This window comes from Nocardia sp. NPDC004860, assembly GCF_040609015.1.
Taxonomy (GTDB): Bacteria; Actinomycetota; Actinomycetes; order Mycobacteriales; family Mycobacteriaceae; genus Nocardia.
In genome coordinates this window covers 187,750-210,697 of sequence record NZ_JBEXJI010000006.1, presented here as the reverse complement: position 1 = coordinate 210,697, position 22,948 = coordinate 187,750, and the positions used below count along the sequence as shown (strand labels likewise).

Genomic DNA, 22,948 nt, shown 5'->3' with positions numbered 1-22,948 from the left:
CCGGCCTCTTACCGGAAGGCCGGCGGCAGCGCGGTGAGATCCACCGCCTCCGCCATGGCCCGGGCCCCGTCGTCATTGAGATGCATGCCGTCGCCGCTGTCGAACTCGGGCCGGATGAAGTCCGGATCCGCCGGATTCTCCACGGCCGCGGCCACATCGAAGACGGCGTCGAACACCGTGGTGGTGCGCAGCCACTCGTTCACCGCGCGCCGCACCGGAATGCCCTCGGCCACCGCCAGACCCGGGTAGATGGCCCCGCCGAACGGTCCGATGGTGTTGGCGTAGATCGGCAGTCCGGCCGCGTGCGCCCGCTCGGCCAGCGCGGTGAAGCCGGCGATGAGGGCCTCGGCGGTCGCGGTGCCGGCCAGGATCAGGTCATTGATGCCGAAGTTGGACCACACGGCCGCGATCCCCGGCACCGATGGCACGTCCCGCTCGAACCGGGCCAGCCCGTGCTCGCCGATCTCGTCGGTGAGCAGCCGGTTGCCGCCGATGCCCTGATTGACCGCCCACCCGGTGGTCAGCCGCTGGCTCAGCACATCCACCGACCGCCGGTTCGCGCCATGGGTCGAGCCGAAGCCTTCGAACCATGAGTCGCCGAAGGCCACCAGCACCGGAACCTCGGAGTCGACAGCGACGTCGATTCCGGTGAGGAGGAACCGCGCCGCGGTCTCCTCGGCATCGGACGGAGCAGCGTCGCCCGTCCGATCGCCGGTACTGATCCAGCTGCTCTCGACCGGGAACTGCGCGAACGCGGGCAGCGCCGGTTCGGGCAGGTACACGCTCAGCGCGAGTTCGGTTCCCGCCTCGACGGCCAGGTCCACCGGGTCGCTGACGATATCGGCCCCGGCCGGGATCCGGATGGACCCGGACCCCGCGAACCGCACCGCGGTATCGGTCTCGGGCACGATCTCGGCACCCGTCTTGCGCACGGCGATCCGCGCCGCGCCGATCACGAGTTCGTCCGTGCCGTAGCGATTGGTCAGTCGCACGCGCAGCCGTGACCCGCCGCCGGCGACCCGCACCACCTGTCGCACGGTCTCGCCGGCGAAGGCCCGCGGCTCGGCGAGCTTGATCTCCTCGGCCGGATTCACCAGTGGCGCACGGAATCCCGCCACCCAGCGCTCGGTCGTCATCGGAACCTCCATGTAGTTGCAGTGCGGAATATTGCGTTAGCAACAAGATATCGAAAATGTTCCGCATGTCAACTATCCGCACTGAAAACGTCTGGTCTAGGCTGGTCACCGTGGATCCCAATCTCTTCGACGACCCCCGGCTGACCGCGATCGGCCTGCTCTACGAGGCTCACGATGGGCTCATCGCCCGGCTCGAGGAGACCTGGAAGCGCAATGGCCTGTCAGGACTCGACCTGAATGCCCTGCTGCGCCTGAGCCGTTCACCCGGCCGCAAGCTGCGCATGACGGATCTCGCCATCCAGACCAGCCTGTCCACCTCCGGTGTCACCCGGCTGGTGGACCGCCTGGAGCGCAATGGCTTCGTCCGCCGCGAGGCCGATCCCGCCGACCGGCGCAGCTCCTACGCGGTGCTCACCGCCGCCGGGGCCACCCGCGTGGCGCGCGTGCTGCCCGTCTACCTCGACGGCGTGGACCGCTGGTTCACCGGCCTGCTCAGCCCTGAGCAACTCGACCAGCTCACCGCGAGCCTGCGCATCATTCGCGACGCCACCAATCCCGACGCGACGCACGTCTCGGAATGAGAGGTGGAAATCGAGCCATAGCCGCCGCTCCGGCGGCCTAGCCGGTAGTTTGCGTACCGCAGGGTGTCTTTCTCAGCGGGTAGGAAAGTGAGTGCGGGTATGACGACGGAACGTGCGCTGGTGATCGGCGGCGGCGGGGTGGCCGGGATCTCCTGGGCGACAGGCATTCTCGCCGGGCTGGCGGATGCGGGCGCCGACGTGACCGGCGCGGATCTGCTGCTCGGCACCTCCGCCGGGTCCAATGTGGCCGCCCAGGTGGGCAGCGGGCTCGACCTCGCGGAATTGGTTCGGCGGCAGGTGGATCCGGCGGTGCAGAGCCGCGAGATCGTGCCTTCGATGGAGAAGTTCGCCGGGCTCTGGGAGACGCTGGCCGCCATTATCGAGGAACTGCAGGTGGATTCGGTCGAGCGCCGGCAGCGCATCGGCGCGCTCGCGCTGCGCGCGGAGTCGGTCCCGGAGCCGGAGCGGCGGGCCGTCATCGAGACCCGGCTGCCCGTGCACGAATGGTCCGATCGGGATGTCCGGATCACCGCGGTGAACGCCGAGACGGGCGAGCTGCGGGTCTTCGACAAGGATTCCGGTGTCGCACTGGTCGACGCGGTGACCGCCAGCTCCGCGGTGCCCATGGTGTGGCCCTGTGCCACGGTCGACGGCGCGCGCTACACCGATGGCGGCGTCCGGACGTCGGTGAACGCCGATCTCGCCACCGGCTACGCCCGGGTGCTGGTGATCGCGCCCATGCCGGACGCGGAACTCGAGGCCCAGGTGGCGGGCCTGGTCGCGGCCGGCGCCCGGGTCGAGGTGATCGCCCCGGACGAGGCGGCCACCGCGGCCTTCGGCCTCAACCCGCTCGACACCGCCACCCGCGTCCCGTCCCTGGAAGCCGGCCGGGCGCAGGGCAAGGCGGACGCGGACCGCGTCCTGGCGCTCTGGCAGAACTGACGGACCGTCAGCTCACCGCCCCGGCCGCCAGCGCCGCGCGCCAGCCACCGTATTCGCTGATGTCCTTGGCGGATTCGGCGGCCGCGCCCGTGCAGCCGAACCCGGTGTGCCAGGTGTCGTCGGCGAGTTCGACCGCGCCCAGCTGCATGGGCGCGGGCAGGGCCGCGAGGAAGCGGCCGAGGGCGGCGGGTGAGAGCAGCCAGCGTTCCCCGGCCACCGCGACACCGGATTCCATTGCGGGGACCCGGGTTACGGCCGGTTTGGGTGGCACCGTGTCCAGCGCGCCCAGGCGGTAGTGCGGAGCGGTCTCGACCGGGCCGCACCAGCGCGCGCCCAGGCCGGTCAGCTGGTGTTCGAGGGGCTGGCCGCGCAGGTGCGCGCCGAAGACGATCAGATCGTGGGCGGCCGCGGCCGTCGCGGGCCAGCCCGGCTCGCCGGGGTCGAGCGGGGCGCCGGTGATCAGAGCGGCGATATCGAGCGCCACGGCGTCCTCGAAGGCGCGGGCCAGCACGGTCACGCCGAAATATGGCTCATCCGTGGGGATTGCGACCGCGCACAGGTCGAAGAGATTGCAGAAGTTGGTGTAGGTGCCGAGCCGGGCATTCACGGCAACGGGATCGGCGGCGACCTCGGCAATGGTCGGGTGGGCCGGCGCGGTCGGGGTCAGCAGCGCGTCCACTCCCGCGAGGCTCGCCATGGCGGTGGCGCGCAGACGTTCGAGCGCGGCCAGATCGGTGACCAGCCGATGCGCGGGTAGCTCGCGGGCGGCACGGATGATGGATCCGACCGTGGGATCGGCCGATTCGGGGTGTGCGTCGATGAATTCGCCCACCGCCGCGTAGCGTTCGGCGACCAGCGCGCCGTCGTACAGCAGTCTGGCGGCGGCCAGGAAAGGCTCCGGATCGACGTCCACGATGGTCGCGCCCCGATCGCGCAGTGCCGCGACCGTCCGCTCGAAGGCGCTGTGCCACTGCGGATCCAGCTCCGGCAGCGCGCTGAAAACCGCGATCACCGGCTGCGGCGGCGCGGCCAGCCGGACGTCGGCGGGCCACGCCCGGCCCGGCGCACCCGCCGCCATGACGCCCATGGCCCGATCGGCCAGGCGCAGATCGGCGGCGAAGATCGTCACGCAGTCATAGGAGCGGCAGGCGGGGACGACGCCCTCGGTGGAGATCACGCCGACGGTGGGCTTGATACCGGCCAGGCCGTGGAACGCGGCCGGAACGCGCCCGGACCCGGCTGTGTCGGTGCCGATGGCGATATCCGCCTGCCCGGTCGCGACCGCGACCGCCGACCCGGAACTCGAACCGCCCGAGACATATCCGGGTCGCAGCGCGTTCTCGACGACGCCGTAGGGCGAGCGGGTGCCGACCAAGCCGGTGGCGAACTGGTCGAGATTGGTCTTCCCGACCACCACCGCACCGGCCGCGCGCAGCGCGGCGACCGCCGGTGCGTCCCGATCCGGCGTATACGCGAAGTCGGGACAGGCGGCGGTCGTCGGCAGGCCGGCGACATCCACATTGTCCTTGACGGCGAGACGCAGACCCGCCAGAGCGCCTGCGGCGGTGGCGATTTCGGCGTCCACCTCGGCGTCCGGGCGGTGGTGGATCCACACGGTCATGGGGTCTCCTAGATCTGGGATGGGAGCGAACAGGCCGAGGCGCTCAGGGTGTTTCGGCGAGTTCGCCCGCCTCGCGCCAGGAATTGCGTTCCGCGGCGAAGGCGTCGGCCTGCCGGGCGCGGAACTCGTCGATGGATGCGGCATTGTCCGACAGGAACTTCCGGTAGTCGACGAGACGGAACTCGCCGTCCTCGGCCAGCAGCTCGCCGCGGCCCGCGGCGGTGTCGGCGCGCAGGTCGAGCAGTTCCTCGGCGCTCACCGGATACCAGCTGATGCGGTCGAAATACCGCAGCAGCCACGGGTCTTCGCCGACGCCGCTGGAGCGGTGGTTCCACACCTGGGTGGTGCGCCCGACGAACTGGTAGCCGCCGGGACCCTCCATGCCGTAGATGCAGAGGTAGGCGCCGCCGATGCCGACCGCGTTCTCCGGCGTCCAGGTGCGGGCCGGGTTGTATTTGGTGGTGACCAGCCGATGCCGTGGATCGGTCGGCGTGGCCACGGGCGCGCCCAGGTACACGTCGCCGAGGCCGAGGACCAGGTATTCGGCCGCGAACACGGTGTCGAAAACCTCGTCCACGCAGGCCAATCCGTTCATCCGGCGGATGAACTCGATATTCCACGGGCACCACGGGGCATCCGCGCGGACGCCGTGCATGTAGCGGGTGATGGCCTCGCGGGTGGACGGATCGTCCCACGACAGTGGCAGCCGCACGGTGCGGCTGGGGACCACCAGCTCGTCGGCGGGCGGCAGCTCGCCCTCCACCTCGGCGAGCAGGCCCAGCAGGGTGCGGGTGGGCAGCCGGCCGGGGTCATGGCGCACCTGCAGCGATCGCACGCCCGGGGTGAGTTCGGTGATCCCCGGTTCGGACCGTTCCAGCAGCGCCTGGTGCAGGGCGTGCACGCGGGCGCGCAGCTCCAGATCCAGTGTCATGTCCCCGTATTCGACGAGCAGGCCGTCATTGCCCGCGCGCCGGTAGGTGACCGCGGTGTCCGCGCCGTCGCGGCGGGCCAGGACGCCGTCGTCACCGTCGCCGCCCGTGGACAGCACGACCGGCCAGGCGGCCCGGCGCTCGGCCCCGAGCTCCCGCAGCGAGGCCGCGTGGTCGGCGCGGACCGGGACGAAGCGCACGCGGTCGCCCGGCGTGAGCTGACCCAGCTTCCAGCGCTCGGCCGCCACCACGGTGACCGGGCAGACGAAGCCGCCCAGGCTGGGGCCGTCCGGGCCGAGCAGGATCGGGGTGTCACCCGTGAAGTCCAGTGCGCCAACGGAATACGCGTTGTCGTGGATGTTGGACGGGTGCAGTCCCGCCTCGCCGCCGTCCCGCCGCGCCCACTGGGGTTTCGGGCCGATGAGCCGCACCCCGGTCCGATCGGAGTTGAAGTGCACCTCGTAGTCGGTGCCGATGATGGTGTCGAAATCGCCGCGGGTGAAGAACTCCGGCGCGCCGTGCGGTCCCTCGGTGACCGCCAGCTCCCAGCGCCGGGTCAGCACGGGCTGATCGTCGCCGGTCACCCCGGCCGTCACCCGCCCGGGCGCGCCGAGCCCGAACTCATCGCCCGCCGCCAGGGCTCGGCCGGTGCCGCCGCCGAACTTGCCGAGGGTGAAAGTCGCACGGCTGCCCAGGTATTCGGGCACCTCGATACCGCCGGCCACCAGCAGGTAGCACCGCATTCCCGGCCCGCGCACCATGCCGATGTCCAGCACGCCGCCCGCCGGCACCAGCACACTGCGCCACTGTCGCACCGCGCGGCCGTTCACGGTCACGGGCACCGGCGCACCGGTGACGCACACCCAGGTGGCGGCGTCGAAGCGCAGGGCCGGACCGCCCAGGGTGCACTCCAGCCCGGCCGCGCCCTCCGGATTGCCGAGCGCCCGATTGCCCAGCCGGAACGACAGGTCGTCCATCGGGCCGGACGGCGGCACCCCGACATGCCAGTAGCCCACCCGGCCCGGCCAATCCTGCACGGTCGTCTGCATGCCCGGCCGGATCACCTGGAATGTCGCGGCGGGGGACGAGTGCTCGGGTGCGGTGAGGTCCGGCAGCACGGCGGTCATCGGGTCACCACCATGCGCACCGGGGTGGGGTCGAAGCCATTGCAGGGGTTGTTGATCTGCGGGCAGTTGGAGACCAGCACCAGGGTGTCGATCTCGGCGCGCAGCGTGAGCTTCTTGCCCGGCGCGGAGAGCCCGTCCACGATGCCGAGCGTGCCGTCCGCCTCGACGGGAACGTTCATGAACCAGTTGATGTTCGAGACCAGATCGCGCTTGCCCAGCCCCCACTTCAGGCCCTCGGCCAGGAAGTTCTCCACACAGGCGTGCTGGTGGCGGGTGTGGTGGCCGTAGCGCAGGGTATTGGACTCCTGCGAGCACGCCCCGGCCACGGTGTCGTGATTGCCGACCTCGTCGGCGACCACCGTCATGAGCGGGGTGCCCGCCTCGGTCAGCAGGACGCTGCCGGTGGTCAGGAAGATATTGCGCTGGGTCGTGATCGTCGTCTGCGCGCTGTACCGGTCGGTGTGATCGGCGGCGTTGTAGAGCAGGCAGTCCACCGCCTGATTGCCGTGCAGATCGATGATGTCCAGCTGGTCTCCCGCGCGCACCACGGCCGACCAGGGGGCGCGGGCGGGGACGGTCTCGTCGAGTACGACGGTGCGGGCGGCGGTGATCATGCGCGGGCCTCCAGAGTGCGTGCGTGCCAGTCCTGTTCGGTGTTCTCCACCGCGCGCAGGTATTCCGGGTCGGTACCGTGCGCGAGTGCGAGCTCTTCCGGGGCGGACCACGCCACGAGGTCGAGCTCGGTCGGGGGAGTGGGGTCGAGCGGGTGTTCGGCATTGGCGACCAGCAGGGTCACCGGCAGCTGCACGAGCAGGTCGACCGCCGTGCCCGCCGCCGCGCCGCCGGTGATCGTCAGCGCGCCATCGGATTCCACGCGCACACCCCGGAAGAACGACACCGTCGGGCCGATATCCCGTGGCTCGAGCCCCTGCTTGACCCCGGCCAGCCGCAGGCTCTGCCGCGCGGCAGGTGAGGGACCGCACAGGGTGTCATGGCGGCCGGAGGAGTCCGCGATCACCGTGGCCAGCACTCGCCCCTGATCGGAGAGCAGCGGGTGGCCGACGCCCAGATACGCCTGCCACGGCACCTTCACCGTGTCGGCGACATTCAGCCGTTCCCAGGGCGATTCGGCCCGCAGCAGCAGCAGATGCGCACACGCCGCGCCGAACGGATCCGACAGCCGTACCCGGGTACCGCGCGCGAGCACCACATTCGCGTATCCACCCGACGGAACCCGCTGGGCGAAAGTGATTTTCGCGATGTCGACGTCCACGGGGAGCTCGGGCCCGACGCGTTCGGCGGCGGCCGCCTGGGAGCGGGCATGATCCCGCGCGCCGGTGGTGTTGGCTGTGCTCATTGCTACTCCGTTTCTCGGGGATCGCCGGAGACTCGGCCGGCGGTGCGGGCGTTGGCCGGGCTCCGGCGATATCATCGGAATGTCGTGTGGATCAGGCGATTTGGGGAATGGGATCGGTGACTACGCCGCGCGCGGGGGTCACCATCCGGTGCACCACCGCGCCGACCGCCACCGTGAGCAGCACGAACAGCGGTGCGGCCCAGAGCATCCACCAGCCACCGCCGGTCGGGGTGTAGACCGCGGCGCGGGGCCAGGCCAGGTTCACCGCCATGGCGATGCCCCAGATCACGGCGAGCGCATTGATCGCAATGCCGTAGCGGCCCAGCGCGAACAGTTTCGTGCCCGCGGCGTCACCGGCGATATCGGCGGGCCAGCCCTTGATCCGGCGCACCAGCAGCGGCATGGTCACCAGCAGGTACGCGAGGTAGAGCATGACGATGCAGACACTGGCCAGCGTCGCGAAGATGGCGGCATTGCCCAGGTTCACCACCAGCAGGCCGATTCCCAGCACGCCGATCACCACGGCGGGCCACACCGGGGTGCCGAAGCGCGGATGCACCGTCGACAGCGGTTTGGCGAACGGCAGCCGCCCGTCGCGAGCCATCGAGAACAGCAGGCGCGAACCGGCCGTCTGAATCGCCAGGGTGCACACCGTGATCGCGCACGCCACGCAGGCCAGCACCACCTTGCCGGGAACGCTGGTCAGCTTGGCCTCGATCACGTACGCCAGCCCGCCGCTGGCCAGCGAGCCGTCGGACAGGCTCGGTGCGGCCATGAGCGCGCCCAGCAGGATGAGCCCGCCGCCCAGCGCGGACACGGCCAGCGCCGACAGAATGGTGCGCGGCGCGACGTGCCGCGGATTTCTGGTCTCCTCGGAAAGCTCACCGGCGGAATCGAATCCGACCATGACGTAGGCGGCCATCAATCCGGAGGCCAGGAAGGCGGCCCAGTACGGCCCGGCCGCGGCCTGATCGGTGTGCGTGACCACGCCGGGCCCGCGGTCGGTGTGGGTGAAGAACACCGCGATCACCGCGATCACACCGATGATCTCGATGGTCACCCCGAGCGAGTTGATGCGCGCCATCCAGTCGATGCCCACCACATTGATGAGGGTGGTGATCACCAGCAGCACGCTGCCCAGCAGCACCGCGTTCGACGCCCCGTCGCGGGAGGTGAGATCGCTGTTCGTGCCGATGAGCTGGAATCCGGACCAGATGGTCGGCAGCACCACCTGCAGCGCGATCGCGGCCGCCGCGGCGGTGACGATCTGGGCGATGATCATCATCCAGCCCGCGAACCAGCCGACGACCTCCCCGGCCAGCCGGCGCGACCACTGATAGATGCAGCCCGAGATCGGGTAGCGGGCGGCCAGTTCCGCGAAGTTCAGTGCCACCAGGAACTGGCCCGCGAACACGATCGGCCAGGTCCAGAAGAAGGCCGCGCCTCCGAAGGAGTAGCCGAAGCCGAAGAACTGGAAGATCGTGGTCAGGATGGAGACGAAGGAGAATCCGGCCGCGAAGGAGGCGTAGCGGCCGAGCTTGCGGTGCAGCACCGGCTGATAGCCGAAGCGCGCGAGATCGGCGCTGTCCGAGCTGGTTTCGGCGGTGACCGGTGGGGGCTGGGGAATGATGGCGTCGGCGGAGGCAACCATGGCGGTGAGTCTTTCGCGAGGCGAATATCTATCGCTTGAAAGTTTTCCGGTCGCGATCGCGGCTCAGGTGACGCCGCTGTATCGGTCGGATGGCCCGCCGTAACTTCTGTATTGCCGGTATTTCTGTCAAATGACAGGAACCTCACTGTGCAGGTCGGCCGCTCGGGTAGGCGGCCCGGCCATGCGCGTAGGCAGGCCGTTGGTGCGGGTAGGACAGAATGGCAGGGTGACCCAACTCGGACCCGGCCGTCCTCGTCTCGAACCGCGCCGGCGCGCAGGCCAGACGCCGCGCGCCGAAATCCTCGACGCCGCCGCCGAGTTGTTCACCAGTCACGGCTACGGCAATACCTCCACCCGCGCGGTCGCCGACGCCGTCGGCATCCGGCAGGCCTCGCTGTATCACCACTTCGCCGCCAAGGACGACATTCTCGACGCCCTGCTCGCCGAAACGGTCACCACGCCACTGGAATTGGCGAGCGTGCTGGCCGGGCGGACCGAGCCCGCGGCCGTGCGGTTGTACGCGCTGGCCTGGTACGACGTCAGCCAGCTGTGCGCCAGCCGCTGGAATCTCGGCGCGCTCTACCTGCTGCCGGAACTGCGCAGCGAACGCTTCGCCCGCTTCCGGGAACGTCGCGACGAGCTGCGCGGCCACTACGAGACGCTGTCCGCCGCCGTCATCGCCGAGGCCGGGTCCGTCATCGCCGCGGCCGGTGCGGGCGCGGTGGCCGGGGCCGAACTGCTGCCGTTCCGGCTGGTGGAGTCGGTCATCAATATGCGCTCCGATGAGGGCGCGGCGCCGGAGTACGCCGAGCAGCTCATTCCCGACGCCATCCTGCGGCTGCTCTGCTGGCCCGGTTCGCTGGCCGAAACCCGGGTCGCCGCACTGGAATTGGCGCGGCGACTCGCTCCGGAGTGATCCGCGTCAGGACTTGCCCTTCGAGGTGCCCCACTTGAGGCCCCAGCCGTAGGCCTGATCCACCGCCAGCTTGCCCCAGAACCGGCGACCCTCCGGCGGGCGCACGAACCGGCCCTCGCGCCGCACCACCAGCTCGCCGTGCACATTCTCGATCAGCGCCAGCACCATCTCGCGCGAATCATCCTGGCAGCCGCCGACTTCCATCTCGATCGGCGGCGTATTGCGGGGGAACAGGGTCGCGGTGGCGTGCACGCCACGGAAGTCCTGCGCGCCCTCGTAGAGCGAGGCGAATACCAGGATGCGGCGGAAATCCGCGATGTGATCGAGGTTGATGGACAGGTTCTCGCCGGTCGCGCTGCCGCCGGTGCGATCGTCGCGGTCCAGCGCGATGAACGGCGGCTTGTGCAGATCGCCGAAGGTGTCCAGCGCGCTGACGCAGCCCCTCGACCCGTCGGCCAGCTCCCAGAACGCGCACAGATCCAGGTCGAGCCCGCCGTTCGCCCGCTTGCGCCCGAACAGACCGCCCGAACTCGGCACCGACCAGTTCAGGTTGACCCGCATGATTCCGCCGGTCGCGCCCTGCTTGGTCAGCGAGACCGCCGGGGCCTCCTTGGTCAGCGAGATCTTGCCGGTATTCGGCCGGGGTGCAGGCGTCGGCGGCGGCCCGAAGGTGTGCTGCTGCGCCGGCATCGGCTGCGGGGGAGCGATCGGCGGTCGGGCGGCCGCGGGCTGGGGCGAGGTGACCGGCTGCGGGGGCGTGAGGGGCTGCGAAGGGGCGACGGGCTGCGGTGTATTCGGCTGCGGGGCAGGCGCTTCATCGACGGAGATACCGAAATCTGTTGCCAGCCCGGCCAGTCCGGAGTCGTAGCCCTGACCGACGGCGCGGAACTTCCAGCCGCCGTCGCGGCGATACAGCTCGCCGAGCACGAAGGCGGTCTCCGAGGTGGCGTCGGTGCTGTCGAAGCGGGCCAGCTCCACGCCGCCCATATCCACCAAACGCACGTGCAGGCCCTGGAATTGGGCGAAGGTGCCGCCGTCGGCCGAGGCGGCGAGCACGATGGCGTCGATCTGCGGTTCCACCCGGCCCAGGTGCACCGAGAGGGCGTCCACGATCACCGGTCCCGTCTGCTTGCCGTGGTGGCGGACCGCGCCCGAGGCATGCTGCGGCTGGTTGTAGAAGACGAAATCGGCGTCCGAGCGCACCCGGCCGCTCGACAGCAGCAGGGCGGAGGCGTCGGCGTCGGGAACCCCGGGTCCCGACTGCCACCCCAGTTCGATCCGAATCTCGGACGTCACCACCGGAACGTTGGAACCCTTCAGCATCGACACACGATTCAAGGTATCCGATCCGGACATCCGCCGTTCAGAGGTCACCTGTCGGCAAATATTCGGCTGCCCAGCCGCCTCGACATACACTGTTGAACGGACAATTGGCGCATAGGCGGCTAACGGATAATCGGACTCTTCGGACGGCTGTTCAGCGGCGGGAGCGACGAATGACGGAAACGCAGCTCGACCTGGGTCGCAACAAATGGATCACCCTCGGTGTCCTGGCGCTGGGACTGTCCATGGTGGTGCTGGACGGCACCATCGTCGCGGTCTCCCTGCCCGTCATCATCGACCAATTGCAGTTGAATTTCACTCAGGCGCAATGGATCAACAGCATCTACGCGGTCGTGCTGGCCGCGCTGCTGATCACCAGCGGCCGCCTCGGCGACCGGCTCGGACGGCGCAGGATGTTCGCCCTGGGCGTGGTGATCTTCGTACTCGGCAGCGTGCTCTCCGCAGCGGCGCAGAGCGCCTGGCCCCTGCTCCTCGGACGCACCGTGCAGGGCATCGGCGCGGCCGGTGTCCTGCCCGGCACGCTGGCCACCATGAACGCCCTCTTCCGGGGCCGTGACCGGGTGATCGCCTTCGCGGTCTGGGGCTCGGTCGTCTCCGGTGTCGCCGCCATCGGCCCGCTGCTGGGCGGCTGGCTCACCACCTACTTCACCTGGCCGTGGATCTTCCTGGTGAACCTGCCGCTGGGCGCGGTGGTGCTGGTCGGGCTGGTGCTGTACGTCCCGGAGACCCGCATGGGCAAGGCCGCGCCGGGCCTGGACGTGGACGGATTCCTGCTCAGCGCAGCGGGTTTCGCGCTGCTGGTGTTCGCGCTCATCGAGGGTCAGACCTACGGCTGGGGGAAGCCACTGCGGGAATTCCCGCTCGTCGGGTGGAACTGGCCGGCCAGCGCGCCGGTCTCGCTGATCCCGATCCTGCTGGTGCTCGGGGTGGTGGCGCTGTACCTGTTCATCCGCTGGGAGCAGCACCGCCGTCTGATCGGCCGCTCGGCGCTGCTGGATCCCGCGCTGTTCCGGATCCCCAGCTTCCGCTGGGGCAATATCACCGCGTTCCTGGTGGCGCTGGGCGAATTCGGCCTGCTGTTCGTGCTGCCGCTGTTCATGGTGAACGTGCTCGGGCTGTCCACCCTCGGCGCGGGCTATGTGCTGGCCGCCATGGCGGTCGGCGCGTTCCTGGCCGCGGGGCTCGCCGAGGGGCTGGTGCGCCGGTTCGGACCGGTGCGGGTGGTGCAGCTGGGCCTCGTCTTCGAGGCCGTCGCCGTGGTGCTGGCCGCGCTGTTCGTCACCCCGCACATTTCCGGCTGGTGGCTGGCGGTGCTGCTGATCGGGTACGGCATCGGGCTGGGGATGGCTTCGGCGCAGCTGACCGGGACCGTGCTCGCCGATGTGCCGCCGGAGTATTCGGGCCAGGGATCGGCCGCCCAGTCCACGGTGCGGCAGATCGGTTCGGCCTTCGGTACCGCGGTCATCGGTGCGCTGCTGTCGGCGGCGCTGGCCCACGATCTGCCCAAACGGCTCGCACACGTGCCCGATCTGCAGAAGCCGGCCGCCGACACCCTCGCCACCGCGACCCGGCAGTCGGCCGGTGGGGCCATCAGCGGGTTGCGGGAGCACCACGGCGCCGCGGCCATCGTGGACGCGCTGAGCCGGGCCTTCACCGACTCCACCCGGACCGCGCTGCTGGCCGCGGCACTGTTCCTGCTCGTCGGCCTGGCCTCGGCCGCCCTCATCCCGAACCAGCCCTACCCGGCGTCGGACGAGGACGAGGACGCTCAGAGCAGCTGACCGTCGAGGCACATCCCGGACGAGCGGGTGGACGTCTTCGGTTGCACCACACCGGGGTCGAAGGTCCACTGTGAGACCGGGCCCGCCGACTTCCACAGCAGGCCGCCGCTGGTCGGGACCGCCTCGAAGACGTCCCCGACACCGGGGATGAGCTGATCGCCGACGCAGTAGTCGTCGTAATCGGTGCCGGGCTGGCGTGCCCCCGCGCTGAAGCGGCCCGCCGGATTGGCATCCGCCCCGGGATTCGGCACGGTGCTCCCGCTCGCCGCGCCGCTCCGGTACCAGTGCGGACCGGCCGCGTCGCTGCCACAGGTGAAGGCCGAGCCGCCCGCCACCACCTGCGACCCCCGCGGGTGCGTGCCGCCCGCCCACAGGCAGTCGGTGCCGGAGTCGAAACGGGTGTCCGCCACGGTACCGAAGCCGAGGCCACCCGCGGCCATCACGGCCGTCGCGAGCAGAGTAAGCGGTTTGATCACTGCAATCACCCTTGATTCGGTGCGATCCGGAATCCGGACCGGCGCATCTCGGGGCGCGGATCCGGTTGGCGTAGTTGCCATTCAGGAATAGCGCGGGTGGTTACAGTGCGAGGGTCAGTCGATCAGGCCGAGCGCGTGCAGCCGCCCGAAGACCAGCAGCGAGCCGGGGGCGACCGCGTTCATGGCGGCGTATTCACCGAGGGTGAACCAGCGCAGTTCGGCGATCTCCCCGGAGGGGCGCGGCTCGTCGGTCAGCTCGCCGAGGAAGCAGGTCATGTGCAGGCGGGTGCCGGGCGCGTGCCCGTAGGCCTCCGCCTCGAACACGCCCAACTCGCTGACGCCGGTGGCGGCCACCCCGAGTTCCTCGTGAATCTCCCTGTGCAGGGCCATCTCCGGGGTCTCGCCCGGATCGATCTTGCCGCCCGCCATATAGAAGACGTCCTTGCCGGTGGACCGGGTCTGCAACATGCGACGATCCCGGATATGCGCCAGTGCCGCGGTGCGAATCACCCGTCCCACCCTAGCCAGCCGCGGTAGCGCGGGAGGCGCGGGCGCCCTTGTCATCGCGGGCGCCCGCGTCGTCGGGCCGGTGTCAGCAGGCCACGGTCCGCAGCCGCGCCCGGTCGCCGGCCGCGACGGCGCGCACGGCCGCGGCGATGGCGACCACCGGCGGCACCCAGCGCGCCTCGTGGGGCATGACGCTCCACGCGGTCCCGCGGCCCGGCTGCGGCAGCGGCACCCGGTCACCGTCGGTGTGCACGATCGCCCCCGCGGCGCGCAGGCTCTCGATGGCCCGCGCGGCCTTGGCCACGCCGACGACCAGATGGATTTCCCGCCGCTGCGGACCCGGGACCTCGATGACCGGGCCGGAGAGGTTGTTGGCGCGCAGGTACCGGCGCACCCCGGCAGCGACGGACCCGGTGAGTTCGATGGCCGCGATCTGCTCGCCGGTGATCAAGTCGACGCCGTCGCCGGTCGTCTCGATCGTCCATCCATACTGGCGGAAGTCCTCCGCCACAACGCTCAACGCCACGATCATCACCCTCACACCTGCGGCTGTGCATTCGTTCCGCCGTGGCTGTGAGGTTCCGTAGAGGACGCTGCGATCACCAGCCACACCAAGGATTCTCGGGCCGTGACCGGGGTGGATGCATCGTCCTGCGGTCGCCGGTCGCTCAGGGAGATCCCCTAGGTGTGCGGGCTCAGCGGGTGGGCGGGGCGATCTTCCAGTGCCGCTGCAGGGCATTGGCGATCTCCGGCAGGATGGTCACCGGAATCCGCCTGTGCCGCAACATGGTTCGAATCTCATCGACCTGTTCACGCTTGCGCATGTCGTAGGCGCTGGCAATGGGCCGCCGCACCGGTGGAATGGACAGCAGCACCAGTTCCCGATGCGGCTCGTCGCCGCCGTTGAGATCCAGTGCGAGGGTCCAGCGGCCCTTCTCGTCCAGTGCGAACCGTCCGGCCACCACCCGATCCCAGGCCACCGCCGAGGCGCCCCACGGCGTCCGCCGCACGATCGCATCCTCGGTCAGCTCCACCCGGTCCCGCCCGAACAGCGCGACCATCAGCCCCACGGCGGCGGCCGCGCCGAAGAACAACCCGGTGAACACTCGATTCAGCCCGAACACCCCGACCGTGCCGGCGCAGACGACGGCCACCACGAGTATCCCCGCGGCCACGTACCCGGCCATGCGCCGCCCCGGCACCACGCCCGCGCGCACCATCGTCATTACGCCTCCCGAAACCGACTGCCGGTCACCGTACCCGCCGGTGCGCGTCGTCGATGAATTCGACGCGGACGGATCGTCTTCATCCGCATGACGCCATCGACCTTCACCGCCGTCGTCAATATCGCGGTGCCCGTGACCGATCAGGACCGGACCAAGGCGCTGCTCGAGCGGCTCGGGCTGGCGACCCGCATGGACGCCGAACTGCAGCCGGGCTTCCGCTGGATAGAGATGTCGCTGCCCGGCGGGACGGCCGCCTTGGCGCTGGTGCGCGCGTCCGCGGAACTGCCCGCCGGCATCGACACCGGGATCCGGCTGGCGACCACGGATGCCCGTGCCGCCCATGCCACACTCGCCGGCCTCGGCCTCACCGTCGGCGCGCTGCTGGACTGGGATTCGGTGCCGCTCATGTTCGCCTTCCAGGACCCCGACGGTAACCGCTTCTACGTCATGCAGATGGACTCCTGAGGCGGTCGAAACCGGAGGATTCCCAGCCGATCTCGACATGGACGCCCTTGTCGACCTACCGTGCCTCTACCATCGCCCACCGCTGGTCCCGCAGTACCCGAAGGAGCGACCGATGCCGCACGCCGTCGACCTCGAGCGCCGACTGGCCGACTCGATCGAGGAGCACGGAGTCCCCGGCGCGCAAGTGGCGGTGCTGGTCGGCGGCGAGATCACGGACGCGGCGGCCGGGGTGCTGAACACCGCGACCGGTGTTGCGGCGACCACGGATTCGGTGTTCCAGATCGGCTCGGTCACCAAGGCGTGGACCGCGACGCTGATCATGCAGCTTGCCGCCGAGGGGCTGATCGAGCTGGACGCCCCGGTGCGCCGGTACCTGCCCGAGTTCCAGGTGCGCGACGCGGCGGCCGCGGCGGTCATCACGGTCCGGCAGCTGCTCGGCCATACCTCGGGCATCGACGGCGACCTGTTCCTCGACACCGGGCGCGGCGCGGACGCGGTGGAGAAGTTCGTGCCCGCCATCGCGGACGCCGGGCAGGTGCACCGCCCCGGCGACATGTTCTCCTACTGCAACAGCGGCTACGTGCTGCTCGGCCGAATCCTGGAAGTCTTGCGCGGCAAGCCTTTCGACGCGGTGTTGCGGGAGTGGCTGGTGACCCCGCTCGGGCTGACCCGGGTGGCCACCGACGCCGACGAGGCCATCCTGTTCCGCGCCGCGGTAGGGCATATCGGATCCGCGCCGGGCGTGCGCCCGGAACCCACGCCGGTCTGGGCGCTTCCGGCCTCCAACGCTCCGGCCGGCGCGAGGCTGGCGATGTCCGCGCGCGATCTGCTGGGATTCGCCCGGCTGCACCTGTCCGGCGGTCGCACCGTGGAGGGCGTCCCCGTCCTCCCCGAGACCGCGGTACAGGCGATGACCCGGCCGCACGTCGAGGTGCCCGATATCGGCTACGGCACCCACTGGGGTCTGGGCTGGCAGCTGTTCGATCCCGCTGGAACCGGATTGTTCGGGCATGATGGCAGCACGATCGGCCAGAACGCCTTCCTGCGCATCGCGCCCGCCGCCGGCGTGGCAATCGCCTTGCTGGCCAATGGCGGTGACGCGTTCGCGCTCTACCAGGATCTGGTCGCGGACCTGCTGTGGGTGCACGCGGGTATCCGATTGCCCGCCCGGCCCGTGCCGCCCGCGCGGCCCGAACCGGTGGATGCGGCGCGGGTCAGCGGCCGGTACCGCTCGGTCATGTACGAGCACGCCATCGACGTCGACCCCGACGGCCGGGCGTGGCTGTCCACGATTCCCCTGACGGCGGAAGCGGCCCTGGTCTCCGCCCCGGACCGCATGGAGCTTCTGCACCTCCGCTCCGACGCCCTGATCGCCGCGCGCCCCGTCCGTGGCCGGCACGCCGTCTACGGCCTGATCGACGGAGACGGTGACCCCGCTGCCCGCTACCTGCACACCAGCCGCGCGATGCCCCGCCAGCCCTGACGCGATACCCGGACGGCTGGGGTCAATTCAGCTCGGCGGCGGAGGCCACGACGACACCGTAGAGATCGGCGATGGTGGCCAGGGCGCTGTCGTGCAGCTGTGCGGCGGTCACCTCGCCGACGGCCGACTCGAGGGGGCGGGTGGCGCAGGCATCGGCCACGACGGTGGGGTGGTTGCCGCGCAGGAAGGCGCCCTCGGCGGTGAAGATGACGCACATATGGGTCATGAAGCCGGCGATGATCAGGTTCTTGTTGCCCGCGGCGTCCACCTGGGCGGACAGGTCGGTGTCGTGGAAGCCGTTCGGAACCTGTTTGACGACAACGGGTTCGCCGTCGGCCGGGGCCACGGCGGGGTGGATCGCGCCGATGTCGGCGGTGATGTCGTAGGGTGTGCCGGGGCCGCCGTCGTTGACGATGTGGATGATCGCCGAGCCGGCCCGGCGGGCGCGGGCCAGCAGGTCGGCGGCGGCGTCGAGGGCGGGCTGCCAGCCGGTCAGCTCCATCACGCCGCGGGTGTAGGTGTTCTGGTAGTCGACGAGGATCAGGGTCGCGTCGGCCAGGGTGGCCGGGGTCTGATCGAAGCCGCTGAGGTCACGCAGGGTCTGCGCGGGCATGGAGATCCTCCTGGGTTTGCACATCCGAACCGCCCTGTGCGGTGGACGTTTTCCACGCTATGGGCCGGCGGGCATGTCGGAAATGTCATGTAGCCTGCAGATTCGGACATAGCGAGGGAGGGGGAACCGTGGGTGCACCGGCGCGATTCGTCGTCATCGTGCTGTTCGACCGGGTCGATCTGCTGGATGCGACCGGGCCGCCGGAGGTTTTCGCGCTGCTCCAGCGAGAGATGAACGGGGACACCGGATATCAGGTGGCGCTGGCCGCCGGGACCCTCGACCCCGTCACCACCTCCGCCGGGGTCCGAGTGCTGCCCGACATCACCTTCGCCGACCTCGCCGGGCGCGCGATCGACACGCTGGTGGTGCCCGGCTCGGTGGAGGTGGACGGCGACGGCCGGGTGCGCGCGCTCAGCGACCCGCGGGTGGTGGCGTGGGTGGCGAAGCTGGCCGCCGCCAGCCGCCGCATCGCCTCGGTCTGCGTCGGCGCGCACATTCTCGCCGACGCCGGGCTGCTGGACGGCAAGCGCGCCACCACCCACTGGTCCACCGCACAGCAGCTCGCGGCGGAACATCCGGCCGTCACCGTGGACGCCGATCCGATCTTCATTCGCGACCAGAACATCTGGACCGGTGCGGGACTCACCGCCTGCCTGGATCTGGCCCTGGCACTGGTCGCCGACGATTTCGGCGACGCCCTCGCACTGCGCGTGGCGCGGCAGCTGGTCATGTTCCTGAAAAGGCCCGGCGGACAGAGCCAGTTCAGCGTGTCACTCGAACCCCTCTCGACCACGCGCCGGATCGACGACCTGCGCCACTACATCGCCCGCCATCTCGCCGAGCCGTTGACGGTCGCGGACCTGGCGGCGCGGGCCCATGTCAGCGAACGGCAGCTGACCCGCATCTTCAAGACCGATCTCGGCGCCACTCCGGCGGCCTATATCGAGTCCGCCCGAGTCGAATTCGCGCGCAACCAGCTCGAGACGACCGATCACACGCTCGAGCGGGTGGCGACCCTGAGCGGTTTCAACACCACAGACACCCTCACCCGGGCCTTCCGGCGCGTCCTGGACACCACGCCGACGGAGTATCGAAACCGCTTCCGGCTCACCTAGTCTCGCCTCGGATCAGCTGGTCACGCCTCGAGCGGGACCGCCGCCTCGGCCGTGTACACCAGGAACGTCAGGCTCTCCTGGAAGTACAGCTGCACCGTCTCGGCATCGTGCGAGAGATAGCCGATGGACAGATCCTGGCCGATCTGCAGATCGAAATCGCCGCCGCGCGTGGACAGGACGAACGCGCCGTCGATGGCCGGCGCCCAGATGATGTCACCGTCGATGAGCCGCTCGATATGGGTGCGGATCGGGTGCCCGTGATCGGAGGTCTCGCTCACCGCGGTGTACAGATCCGCCGACAGCAGCACCGAGTACGGCCCGTCCACACCCGCCAGCCGCAGCTTGCTCAGCGCCTGCGCCACCGCCTCCGGAGCCAGGCGCGGGTCGCCGGGCAGCTTCACCGGCTCGCACGAGGTGGAAGCCCGGACGCCGATGATCCCGGCCGCCGGATAGCCCTCGAAAATGGCGCGGTCCTCGGCGAAGGCGATCTTCTTGGCCGCCGTCTTCACCGGATCCAGATCGGCGTCGTGCGCGCCGCGCTCGATATTGTCCAGCTCCTCGCGGGAGAGCGTGAACGGCACCCGCAGCTCCACGAGCGGCAGCACCACGCGCTGGCGGGCCTGCACACCGTCACCGGGGGAGGTGATGGTGGAGGTGCGGCCCAGTCCGGCGGCGGAGTAGTCGGTGCCGTGCGGGCCGGACAGATCGACCACGCGGCGGCCGGCGATGTGCCGCTTGAAGGTTCGCGTCGCCTCCTCCTCGATGGCCGACCAGGCCTCCGAGGTGATGGGCGCGAGTTCGCGATGCAGGTTGTTCATGCGTCAGCTCCGTTCGGTTCAACGATTCCGTAGCGCCGGTTCAGCGATTGCGTAGGGCTCCGATGCCGAGGGATCCATCCCTGGGCACAACGCCATTGCCGTCCGGGGATTCCCGCTGGGTGGCCGCCGCCGGCGCCGGTGCGTCCGGCAGCGCGTCGAAGAACCCCGCGGGCGGGGCGAAGAAGGAGGTGCCGGTGACCGCGGTGGAGAAATCCAGGATGCGGTCGTAGGCGGCGTCGGCCGTACCCAGGAACATGCGGACCAGCATGTTCTCGGTGATGGCGGGGTCGTCGGCGTAGGCGATGTAGTAGGTGCCGAATTCGCCGTCCTGGATCGAGCCGAACGGCATATTGGCACGCACGATATTGCCGATCTCGTCCTGATCGTTCACGGCCACATGCGAATTCGCGGGCTTGTCGGCGTCGGACAGTTCGAAGTCGTCGAGTTTCGTTCGCCCGATGACCTTTTCCTGTTCGGTGGTGGACAGCGCCTTCCACGAGTCCAGATCGTGCAGGTACTTCTGCACGATGACGTAACTGCCACCGGCGAACTCGGGATCCTCGTCGCCGACCAGCGCGGCGGTGGCGGCGAGCTGTCCCTCCGGATTCTCGGTGCCGTCCACGAATCCGAGCAGATCGCGCTGCTCGAAATAGCGGAAGCCGACCGTCTGATCCACGATGGTGGCCGCGCCGGACAGCCGCTCGGCGATCTTCATCGCCAATTCGAAACAGGCGTCCTGGGTTTCGGCCTTGAGGTGGAACAGCAGGTCGCCCGGCGTGGCCGGGGCCTGGTGCCGCTCACCGATGAAACCCGGAAACTCATGCAGCTGTGCGGGTTTCGGCCCGGAGAACAGGCGGTCCCAGGCGGCGGACCCGATGCTGGTGATGCACGCGAGGCCGGATCCGGGCACCCGGAATCCGACGGAGCGGCGCAACCCGGGCAGATCTGCGAGCAAATCCCGCGCCACCGTCTCGCCACCCTCGTCGATGGTGACGACGAGGAAGATCGCGGCCGGTGTGAGCGGGTCGAGGATCGGCTGTGGCTCACCCATGGGCACCACCTTATGCGCTGCGGCCGACCGCCGACCCGTCCGGTATGCCCGCGTCTGCCGGACTACTTGGCGACGGTCAGCAGAAATGCCACGTCATCTATGGCTTTCACGCTGTGGCGGGCGTTGGGGATCACAATCAGGTCACCCGCCGAACCCTTCCACTCGTTGGTGCCGCTGATCACCACCAGCACCCCGCTCAGCACCACGAGGGTCGCCTCGCCCGGATTCTCGTGCTCGGCCAGCGTCTGTCCGGCCGTCATCGCGATGACCGTCTGGCGCAGGGTGTGGGTGTGGCCGCCATAGATGGTCAACGAACTGCGCCCGCTCGAGGCGGTGGCCGCCAGCTTCAGTTGCTGGCGAGCAACCGCGGTCAGCGATTTCTTGTCCATGGACTGCCTTTCGCCGGAATATCGCTGAGTATGCCGGACGCGCCCGGACCGATCGGCGGTTTCGAGGCGGTGTTTGCAGGAATTGCCGGACTAGGAATACAGGCGTTACCGCAAGCCCGGGGCGGCGCGGCGATAACGGCGGAAGCGATACCACAGACCCGTCGACGACTCGCGCCAGTCGGCCGCATCCGTCTGCCACACGCGATCGATGGCCGGCGCCAGGGTGTCGCCGTCGATGTCCGCGTCGATCTCGGTGACCATCAGCTCGGTCGCGAAAGGCATTGCGGCACGGTAGATCTCGCCGCCGCCCATGATCCACACCGACTTCTCGCCGGTCATGTGCAGGGCCTCGGCCAGCGAGCCCGCCCGCTCCGCCCCGGCCTCGGACCAGTCCGCCTGCCGGGTCACGACGATATTGCGGCGGCCGTCGAGCGGACGGAAGCGCACCGGCAGCGAATCCCAGGTCTTGCGGCCCATGATCACCGGATGCCCGAAGGTGACGTCCTTGAAGTGCGCCATGTCCTCGGGCACGCGCCACGGAATCGTATTGTCCCGCCCGATGATTCCCCGCGGCGTCTGGGCCCAGATCAGCCCGATGGTCCGGTTCACACCGCCACCGGCGCCTTGATGGCCGGATGATGCTGGTAGCCCTGGATTTCCACGTCCGCGTACGAGTAGTCGAACAGCGTGGGCGCGGGCCGCAGGTGCAGCTGCGGGAACGGGTAGGGCTCGCGGGTCAGCTGCTCGCGCACTTGGGCCACGTGATTGTCGTAGATGTGCACATCGCCGCCGGTCCAGATGAAGTCACCGGGCAGCAGCTCGGTCTGCTGGGCCACCATGTGGGTCAGCAGCGCGTAGCTGGCGATATTGAACGGGACGCCCAGGAACAGGTCCGCGCTGCGCTGGTACAGCTGGCACGACAGCTTGCCGTCGGCCACATAGAACTGGAAGAAGGCGTGGCAGGGGGCCAGCGCCATCTTGTTCAGCTCGGCCACGTTCCACGCCGAGACCATGATGCGCCGCGAATCCGGATCGGTGCGCAGCGTCTGCAGCACCTGCGAGATCTGATCGATGTGGGTGCCGTCCGGGGTCGGCCAGGACCGCCACTGCACGCCGTAGACCGGGCCCAATTCGCCCTGCGCGTCGGCCCATTCGTCCCAGATGGTGACGCCGTGCTCCTGCAGCCACCGCACATTGGAGTCACCGCGCAGGAACCACAGCAACTCGTAGACGATCGACTTGAGGTGCACCTTCTTGGTGGTGATCAGGGGAAAGCCCTGCGACAGGTCGTAGCGCAGCTGATGCCCGAAAATGCTGCGGGTGCCGGTTCCGGTCCGATCCGCCTTGGGGGTGCCGGATTCCAGCACCAGTCGGAGCAGGTCCTCGTACTGGGTATCTCGGGCGCTCTCCACGCCTGGCA

The 22,948-nt window shown here is 69.8% G+C and carries 24 protein-coding genes; 7 read left to right on the top strand and 17 right to left on the bottom strand.

What is annotated here, in order from left to right; translation table 11 throughout:
• Positions 1–8 precede the first annotated feature (8 nt).
• The gene (locus ABZV44_RS15535; RefSeq protein ID WP_354836387.1) at positions 9–1,136 is read right to left on the bottom strand and encodes a GDSL-type esterase/lipase family protein; all 1,128 of its coding nucleotides are present in this window, start codon (positions 1,134–1,136) and stop codon (positions 9–11) included.
• Between the two features lie 110 nt (positions 1,137–1,246).
• Between ABZV44_RS15535 and ABZV44_RS15530 the strand changes: the two genes are divergently transcribed.
• Entirely contained in the window at positions 1,247–1,717 is a 471-nt protein-coding gene (locus ABZV44_RS15530; protein WP_354836385.1) for a MarR family transcriptional regulator, read from the top strand.
• Between the two features lie 99 nt (positions 1,718–1,816).
• Entirely contained in the window at positions 1,817–2,659 is an 843-nt protein-coding gene (locus ABZV44_RS15525) for a patatin-like phospholipase family protein (RefSeq protein ID WP_354836383.1), read from the top strand.
• A 7-nt stretch (positions 2,660–2,666) separates the two neighbouring features.
• On the opposite strand, the gene atzF is transcribed toward ABZV44_RS15525, so the two are convergent.
• From atzF to ABZV44_RS15500, 5 genes are all read right to left on the bottom strand, one after another.
• Positions 2,667–4,280 (bottom strand): allophanate hydrolase, encoded by a 1,614-nt coding sequence (gene atzF, locus ABZV44_RS15520; protein ID WP_354836381.1) that lies wholly within the window; start codon positions 4,278–4,280, stop codon positions 2,667–2,669.
• Positions 4,281–4,323: 43 nt separating this feature from the next.
• Positions 4,324–6,336, bottom strand: coding sequence for a 5-oxoprolinase/urea amidolyase family protein (locus ABZV44_RS15515; RefSeq protein WP_354836379.1), 2,013 nt, complete (start codon positions 6,334–6,336; stop codon positions 4,324–4,326).
• A complete protein-coding gene (locus ABZV44_RS15510) occupies positions 6,333–6,950 on the bottom strand; it encodes an urea amidolyase associated protein UAAP2 (protein ID WP_354836377.1) in 618 nt (205 codons plus the stop codon). Before ABZV44_RS15510 ends, ABZV44_RS15515 begins: the two co-directional genes overlap by 4 nt.
• Positions 6,947–7,693, bottom strand: coding sequence for a DUF1989 domain-containing protein (locus tag ABZV44_RS15505; RefSeq protein ID WP_354836375.1), 747 nt, complete (start codon positions 7,691–7,693; stop codon positions 6,947–6,949). The genes ABZV44_RS15510 and ABZV44_RS15505 overlap by 4 nt, the downstream gene beginning before the upstream one ends.
• Before the next feature lie 91 nt (positions 7,694–7,784).
• Positions 7,785–9,344, bottom strand: a complete 1,560-nt coding sequence (locus ABZV44_RS15500; protein WP_354836373.1) for an amino acid permease — start codon at positions 9,342–9,344, stop codon at positions 7,785–7,787.
• Between the two features lie 226 nt (positions 9,345–9,570).
• Between ABZV44_RS15500 and ABZV44_RS15495 the strand changes: the two genes are divergently transcribed.
• Positions 9,571–10,260, top strand: a complete 690-nt coding sequence (locus ABZV44_RS15495; RefSeq protein ID WP_354836371.1) for a helix-turn-helix domain-containing protein — start codon at positions 9,571–9,573, stop codon at positions 10,258–10,260.
• A gap of 6 nt (positions 10,261–10,266) precedes the next feature.
• On the opposite strand, the gene ABZV44_RS15490 is transcribed toward ABZV44_RS15495, so the two are convergent.
• Entirely contained in the window at positions 10,267–11,583 is a 1,317-nt protein-coding gene (locus ABZV44_RS15490) for a TerD family protein (protein WP_354836369.1), read from the bottom strand.
• Between the two features lie 173 nt (positions 11,584–11,756).
• Here ABZV44_RS15490 and ABZV44_RS15485 point away from each other — a divergent pair, with 173 nt between their 5' ends.
• On the top strand, positions 11,757–13,385 hold the full coding sequence (locus tag ABZV44_RS15485; protein WP_354836367.1) for an MFS transporter: 1,629 nt from the start codon (positions 11,757–11,759) through the stop codon (positions 13,383–13,385).
• Here ABZV44_RS15485 and ABZV44_RS15480 read toward each other — a convergent pair.
• The 4 genes from ABZV44_RS15480 to ABZV44_RS15465 form a co-directional block, all read right to left on the bottom strand.
• Positions 13,373–13,861, bottom strand: coding sequence for a hypothetical protein (locus ABZV44_RS15480; RefSeq protein WP_354836365.1), 489 nt, complete (start codon positions 13,859–13,861; stop codon positions 13,373–13,375). The genes ABZV44_RS15485 and ABZV44_RS15480 overlap by 13 nt on opposite strands.
• A 114-nt stretch (positions 13,862–13,975) precedes the next feature.
• Complete coding sequence (locus ABZV44_RS15475; protein WP_354836363.1) at positions 13,976–14,425, bottom strand: NUDIX domain-containing protein; 450 nt, start codon at positions 14,423–14,425, stop codon at positions 13,976–13,978.
• Between the two features lie 28 nt (positions 14,426–14,453).
• Positions 14,454–14,894: a hypothetical protein gene (locus ABZV44_RS15470; RefSeq protein ID WP_354836361.1), complete on the bottom strand. Its 441-nt coding sequence runs from the start codon at positions 14,892–14,894 to the stop codon at positions 14,454–14,456.
• 169 nt (positions 14,895–15,063) lie between these two features.
• A complete protein-coding gene (locus ABZV44_RS15465) occupies positions 15,064–15,594 on the bottom strand; it encodes a hypothetical protein (protein WP_354836359.1) in 531 nt (176 codons plus the stop codon).
• A gap of 87 nt (positions 15,595–15,681) precedes the next feature.
• On the opposite strand from ABZV44_RS15465, the gene ABZV44_RS15460 reads away from it, so the two are divergent.
• On the top strand, positions 15,682–16,059 hold the full coding sequence (locus ABZV44_RS15460; protein ID WP_354836357.1) for a VOC family protein: 378 nt from the start codon (positions 15,682–15,684) through the stop codon (positions 16,057–16,059).
• A 112-nt stretch (positions 16,060–16,171) separates the two neighbouring features.
• Positions 16,172–17,542: a serine hydrolase domain-containing protein gene (locus tag ABZV44_RS15455; protein WP_354836355.1), complete on the top strand. Its 1,371-nt coding sequence runs from the start codon at positions 16,172–16,174 to the stop codon at positions 17,540–17,542.
• A gap of 22 nt (positions 17,543–17,564) precedes the next feature.
• Here ABZV44_RS15455 and ABZV44_RS15450 read toward each other — a convergent pair whose 3' ends face one another.
• Positions 17,565–18,155: an isochorismatase family protein gene (locus ABZV44_RS15450; RefSeq protein ID WP_354836353.1), complete on the bottom strand. Its 591-nt coding sequence runs from the start codon at positions 18,153–18,155 to the stop codon at positions 17,565–17,567.
• Between the two features lie 128 nt (positions 18,156–18,283).
• Between ABZV44_RS15450 and ABZV44_RS15445 the strand changes: the two genes are divergently transcribed.
• Entirely contained in the window at positions 18,284–19,270 is a 987-nt protein-coding gene (locus ABZV44_RS15445) for a DJ-1/PfpI family protein (RefSeq protein WP_354836351.1), read from the top strand.
• A 20-nt stretch (positions 19,271–19,290) separates the two neighbouring features.
• On the opposite strand, the gene ABZV44_RS15440 is transcribed toward ABZV44_RS15445, so the two are convergent.
• From ABZV44_RS15440 to ABZV44_RS15420, 5 genes are all read right to left on the bottom strand, one after another.
• Entirely contained in the window at positions 19,291–20,088 is a 798-nt protein-coding gene (locus ABZV44_RS15440; RefSeq protein WP_354836349.1) for a family 1 encapsulin nanocompartment shell protein, read from the bottom strand.
• A gap of 40 nt (positions 20,089–20,128) precedes the next feature.
• Positions 20,129–21,139 (bottom strand): Dyp-type peroxidase, encoded by a 1,011-nt coding sequence (locus ABZV44_RS15435; RefSeq protein WP_354836347.1) that lies wholly within the window; start codon positions 21,137–21,139, stop codon positions 20,129–20,131.
• 62 nt (positions 21,140–21,201) lie between these two features.
• Positions 21,202–21,528 (bottom strand): cupin domain-containing protein, encoded by a 327-nt coding sequence (locus ABZV44_RS15430; protein ID WP_354836345.1) that lies wholly within the window; start codon positions 21,526–21,528, stop codon positions 21,202–21,204.
• A gap of 105 nt (positions 21,529–21,633) precedes the next feature.
• Entirely contained in the window at positions 21,634–22,137 is a 504-nt protein-coding gene (locus ABZV44_RS15425; protein WP_354836343.1) for a dihydrofolate reductase, read from the bottom strand.
• Positions 22,134–22,940: a thymidylate synthase gene (locus ABZV44_RS15420; RefSeq protein WP_354836341.1), complete on the bottom strand. Its 807-nt coding sequence runs from the start codon at positions 22,938–22,940 to the stop codon at positions 22,134–22,136. The genes ABZV44_RS15425 and ABZV44_RS15420 overlap by 4 nt, the downstream gene beginning before the upstream one ends.
• Positions 22,941–22,948 lie beyond the last annotated feature (8 nt).

What these genes read in the sequence shown, in the direction of transcription:
- ABZV44_RS15510 (WP_354836377.1), bottom strand. Translation starts at nt 6,950, where the DNA reads ATGATCACCGCCGCCCGCACCGTCGTACTCGACGAGACCGTCCCCGCC.
- ABZV44_RS15455 (WP_354836355.1), top strand. Translation starts at nt 16,172, where the DNA reads ATGCCGCACGCCGTCGACCTCGAGCGCCGACTGGCCGACTCGATCGAG.
- ABZV44_RS15490 (WP_354836369.1), bottom strand. Translation starts at nt 11,583, where the DNA reads ATGCTGAAGGGTTCCAACGTTCCGGTGGTGACGTCCGAGATTCGGATC.
- ABZV44_RS15465 (WP_354836359.1), bottom strand. Translation starts at nt 15,594, where the DNA reads ATGACGATGGTGCGCGCGGGCGTGGTGCCGGGGCGGCGCATGGCCGGG.
- ABZV44_RS15430 (WP_354836345.1), bottom strand. Translation starts at nt 21,528, where the DNA reads ATGGACAAGAAATCGCTGACCGCGGTTGCTCGCCAGCAACTGAAGCTG.
- ABZV44_RS15475 (WP_354836363.1), bottom strand. Translation starts at nt 14,425, where the DNA reads ATGACAAGGGCGCCCGCGCCTCCCGCGCTACCGCGGCTGGCTAGGGTG.
- ABZV44_RS15435 (WP_354836347.1), bottom strand. Translation starts at nt 21,139, where the DNA reads ATGGGTGAGCCACAGCCGATCCTCGACCCGCTCACACCGGCCGCGATC.
- atzF (WP_354836381.1), bottom strand. Translation starts at nt 4,280, where the DNA reads ATGACCGTGTGGATCCACCACCGCCCGGACGCCGAGGTGGACGCCGAA.
- ABZV44_RS15505 (WP_354836375.1), bottom strand. Translation starts at nt 7,693, where the DNA reads ATGAGCACAGCCAACACCACCGGCGCGCGGGATCATGCCCGCTCCCAG.
- ABZV44_RS15515 (WP_354836379.1), bottom strand. Translation starts at nt 6,336, where the DNA reads ATGACCGCCGTGCTGCCGGACCTCACCGCACCCGAGCACTCGTCCCCC.
- ABZV44_RS15440 (WP_354836349.1), bottom strand. Translation starts at nt 20,088, where the DNA reads ATGAACAACCTGCATCGCGAACTCGCGCCCATCACCTCGGAGGCCTGG.
- ABZV44_RS15535 (WP_354836387.1), bottom strand. Translation starts at nt 1,136, where the DNA reads ATGACGACCGAGCGCTGGGTGGCGGGATTCCGTGCGCCACTGGTGAAT.
- ABZV44_RS15485 (WP_354836367.1), top strand. Translation starts at nt 11,757, where the DNA reads ATGACGGAAACGCAGCTCGACCTGGGTCGCAACAAATGGATCACCCTC.
- ABZV44_RS15525 (WP_354836383.1), top strand. Translation starts at nt 1,817, where the DNA reads ATGACGACGGAACGTGCGCTGGTGATCGGCGGCGGCGGGGTGGCCGGG.
- ABZV44_RS15460 (WP_354836357.1), top strand. Translation starts at nt 15,682, where the DNA reads ATGACGCCATCGACCTTCACCGCCGTCGTCAATATCGCGGTGCCCGTG.
- ABZV44_RS15450 (WP_354836353.1), bottom strand. Translation starts at nt 18,155, where the DNA reads ATGCCCGCGCAGACCCTGCGTGACCTCAGCGGCTTCGATCAGACCCCG.
- ABZV44_RS15500 (WP_354836373.1), bottom strand. Translation starts at nt 9,344, where the DNA reads ATGGTTGCCTCCGCCGACGCCATCATTCCCCAGCCCCCACCGGTCACC.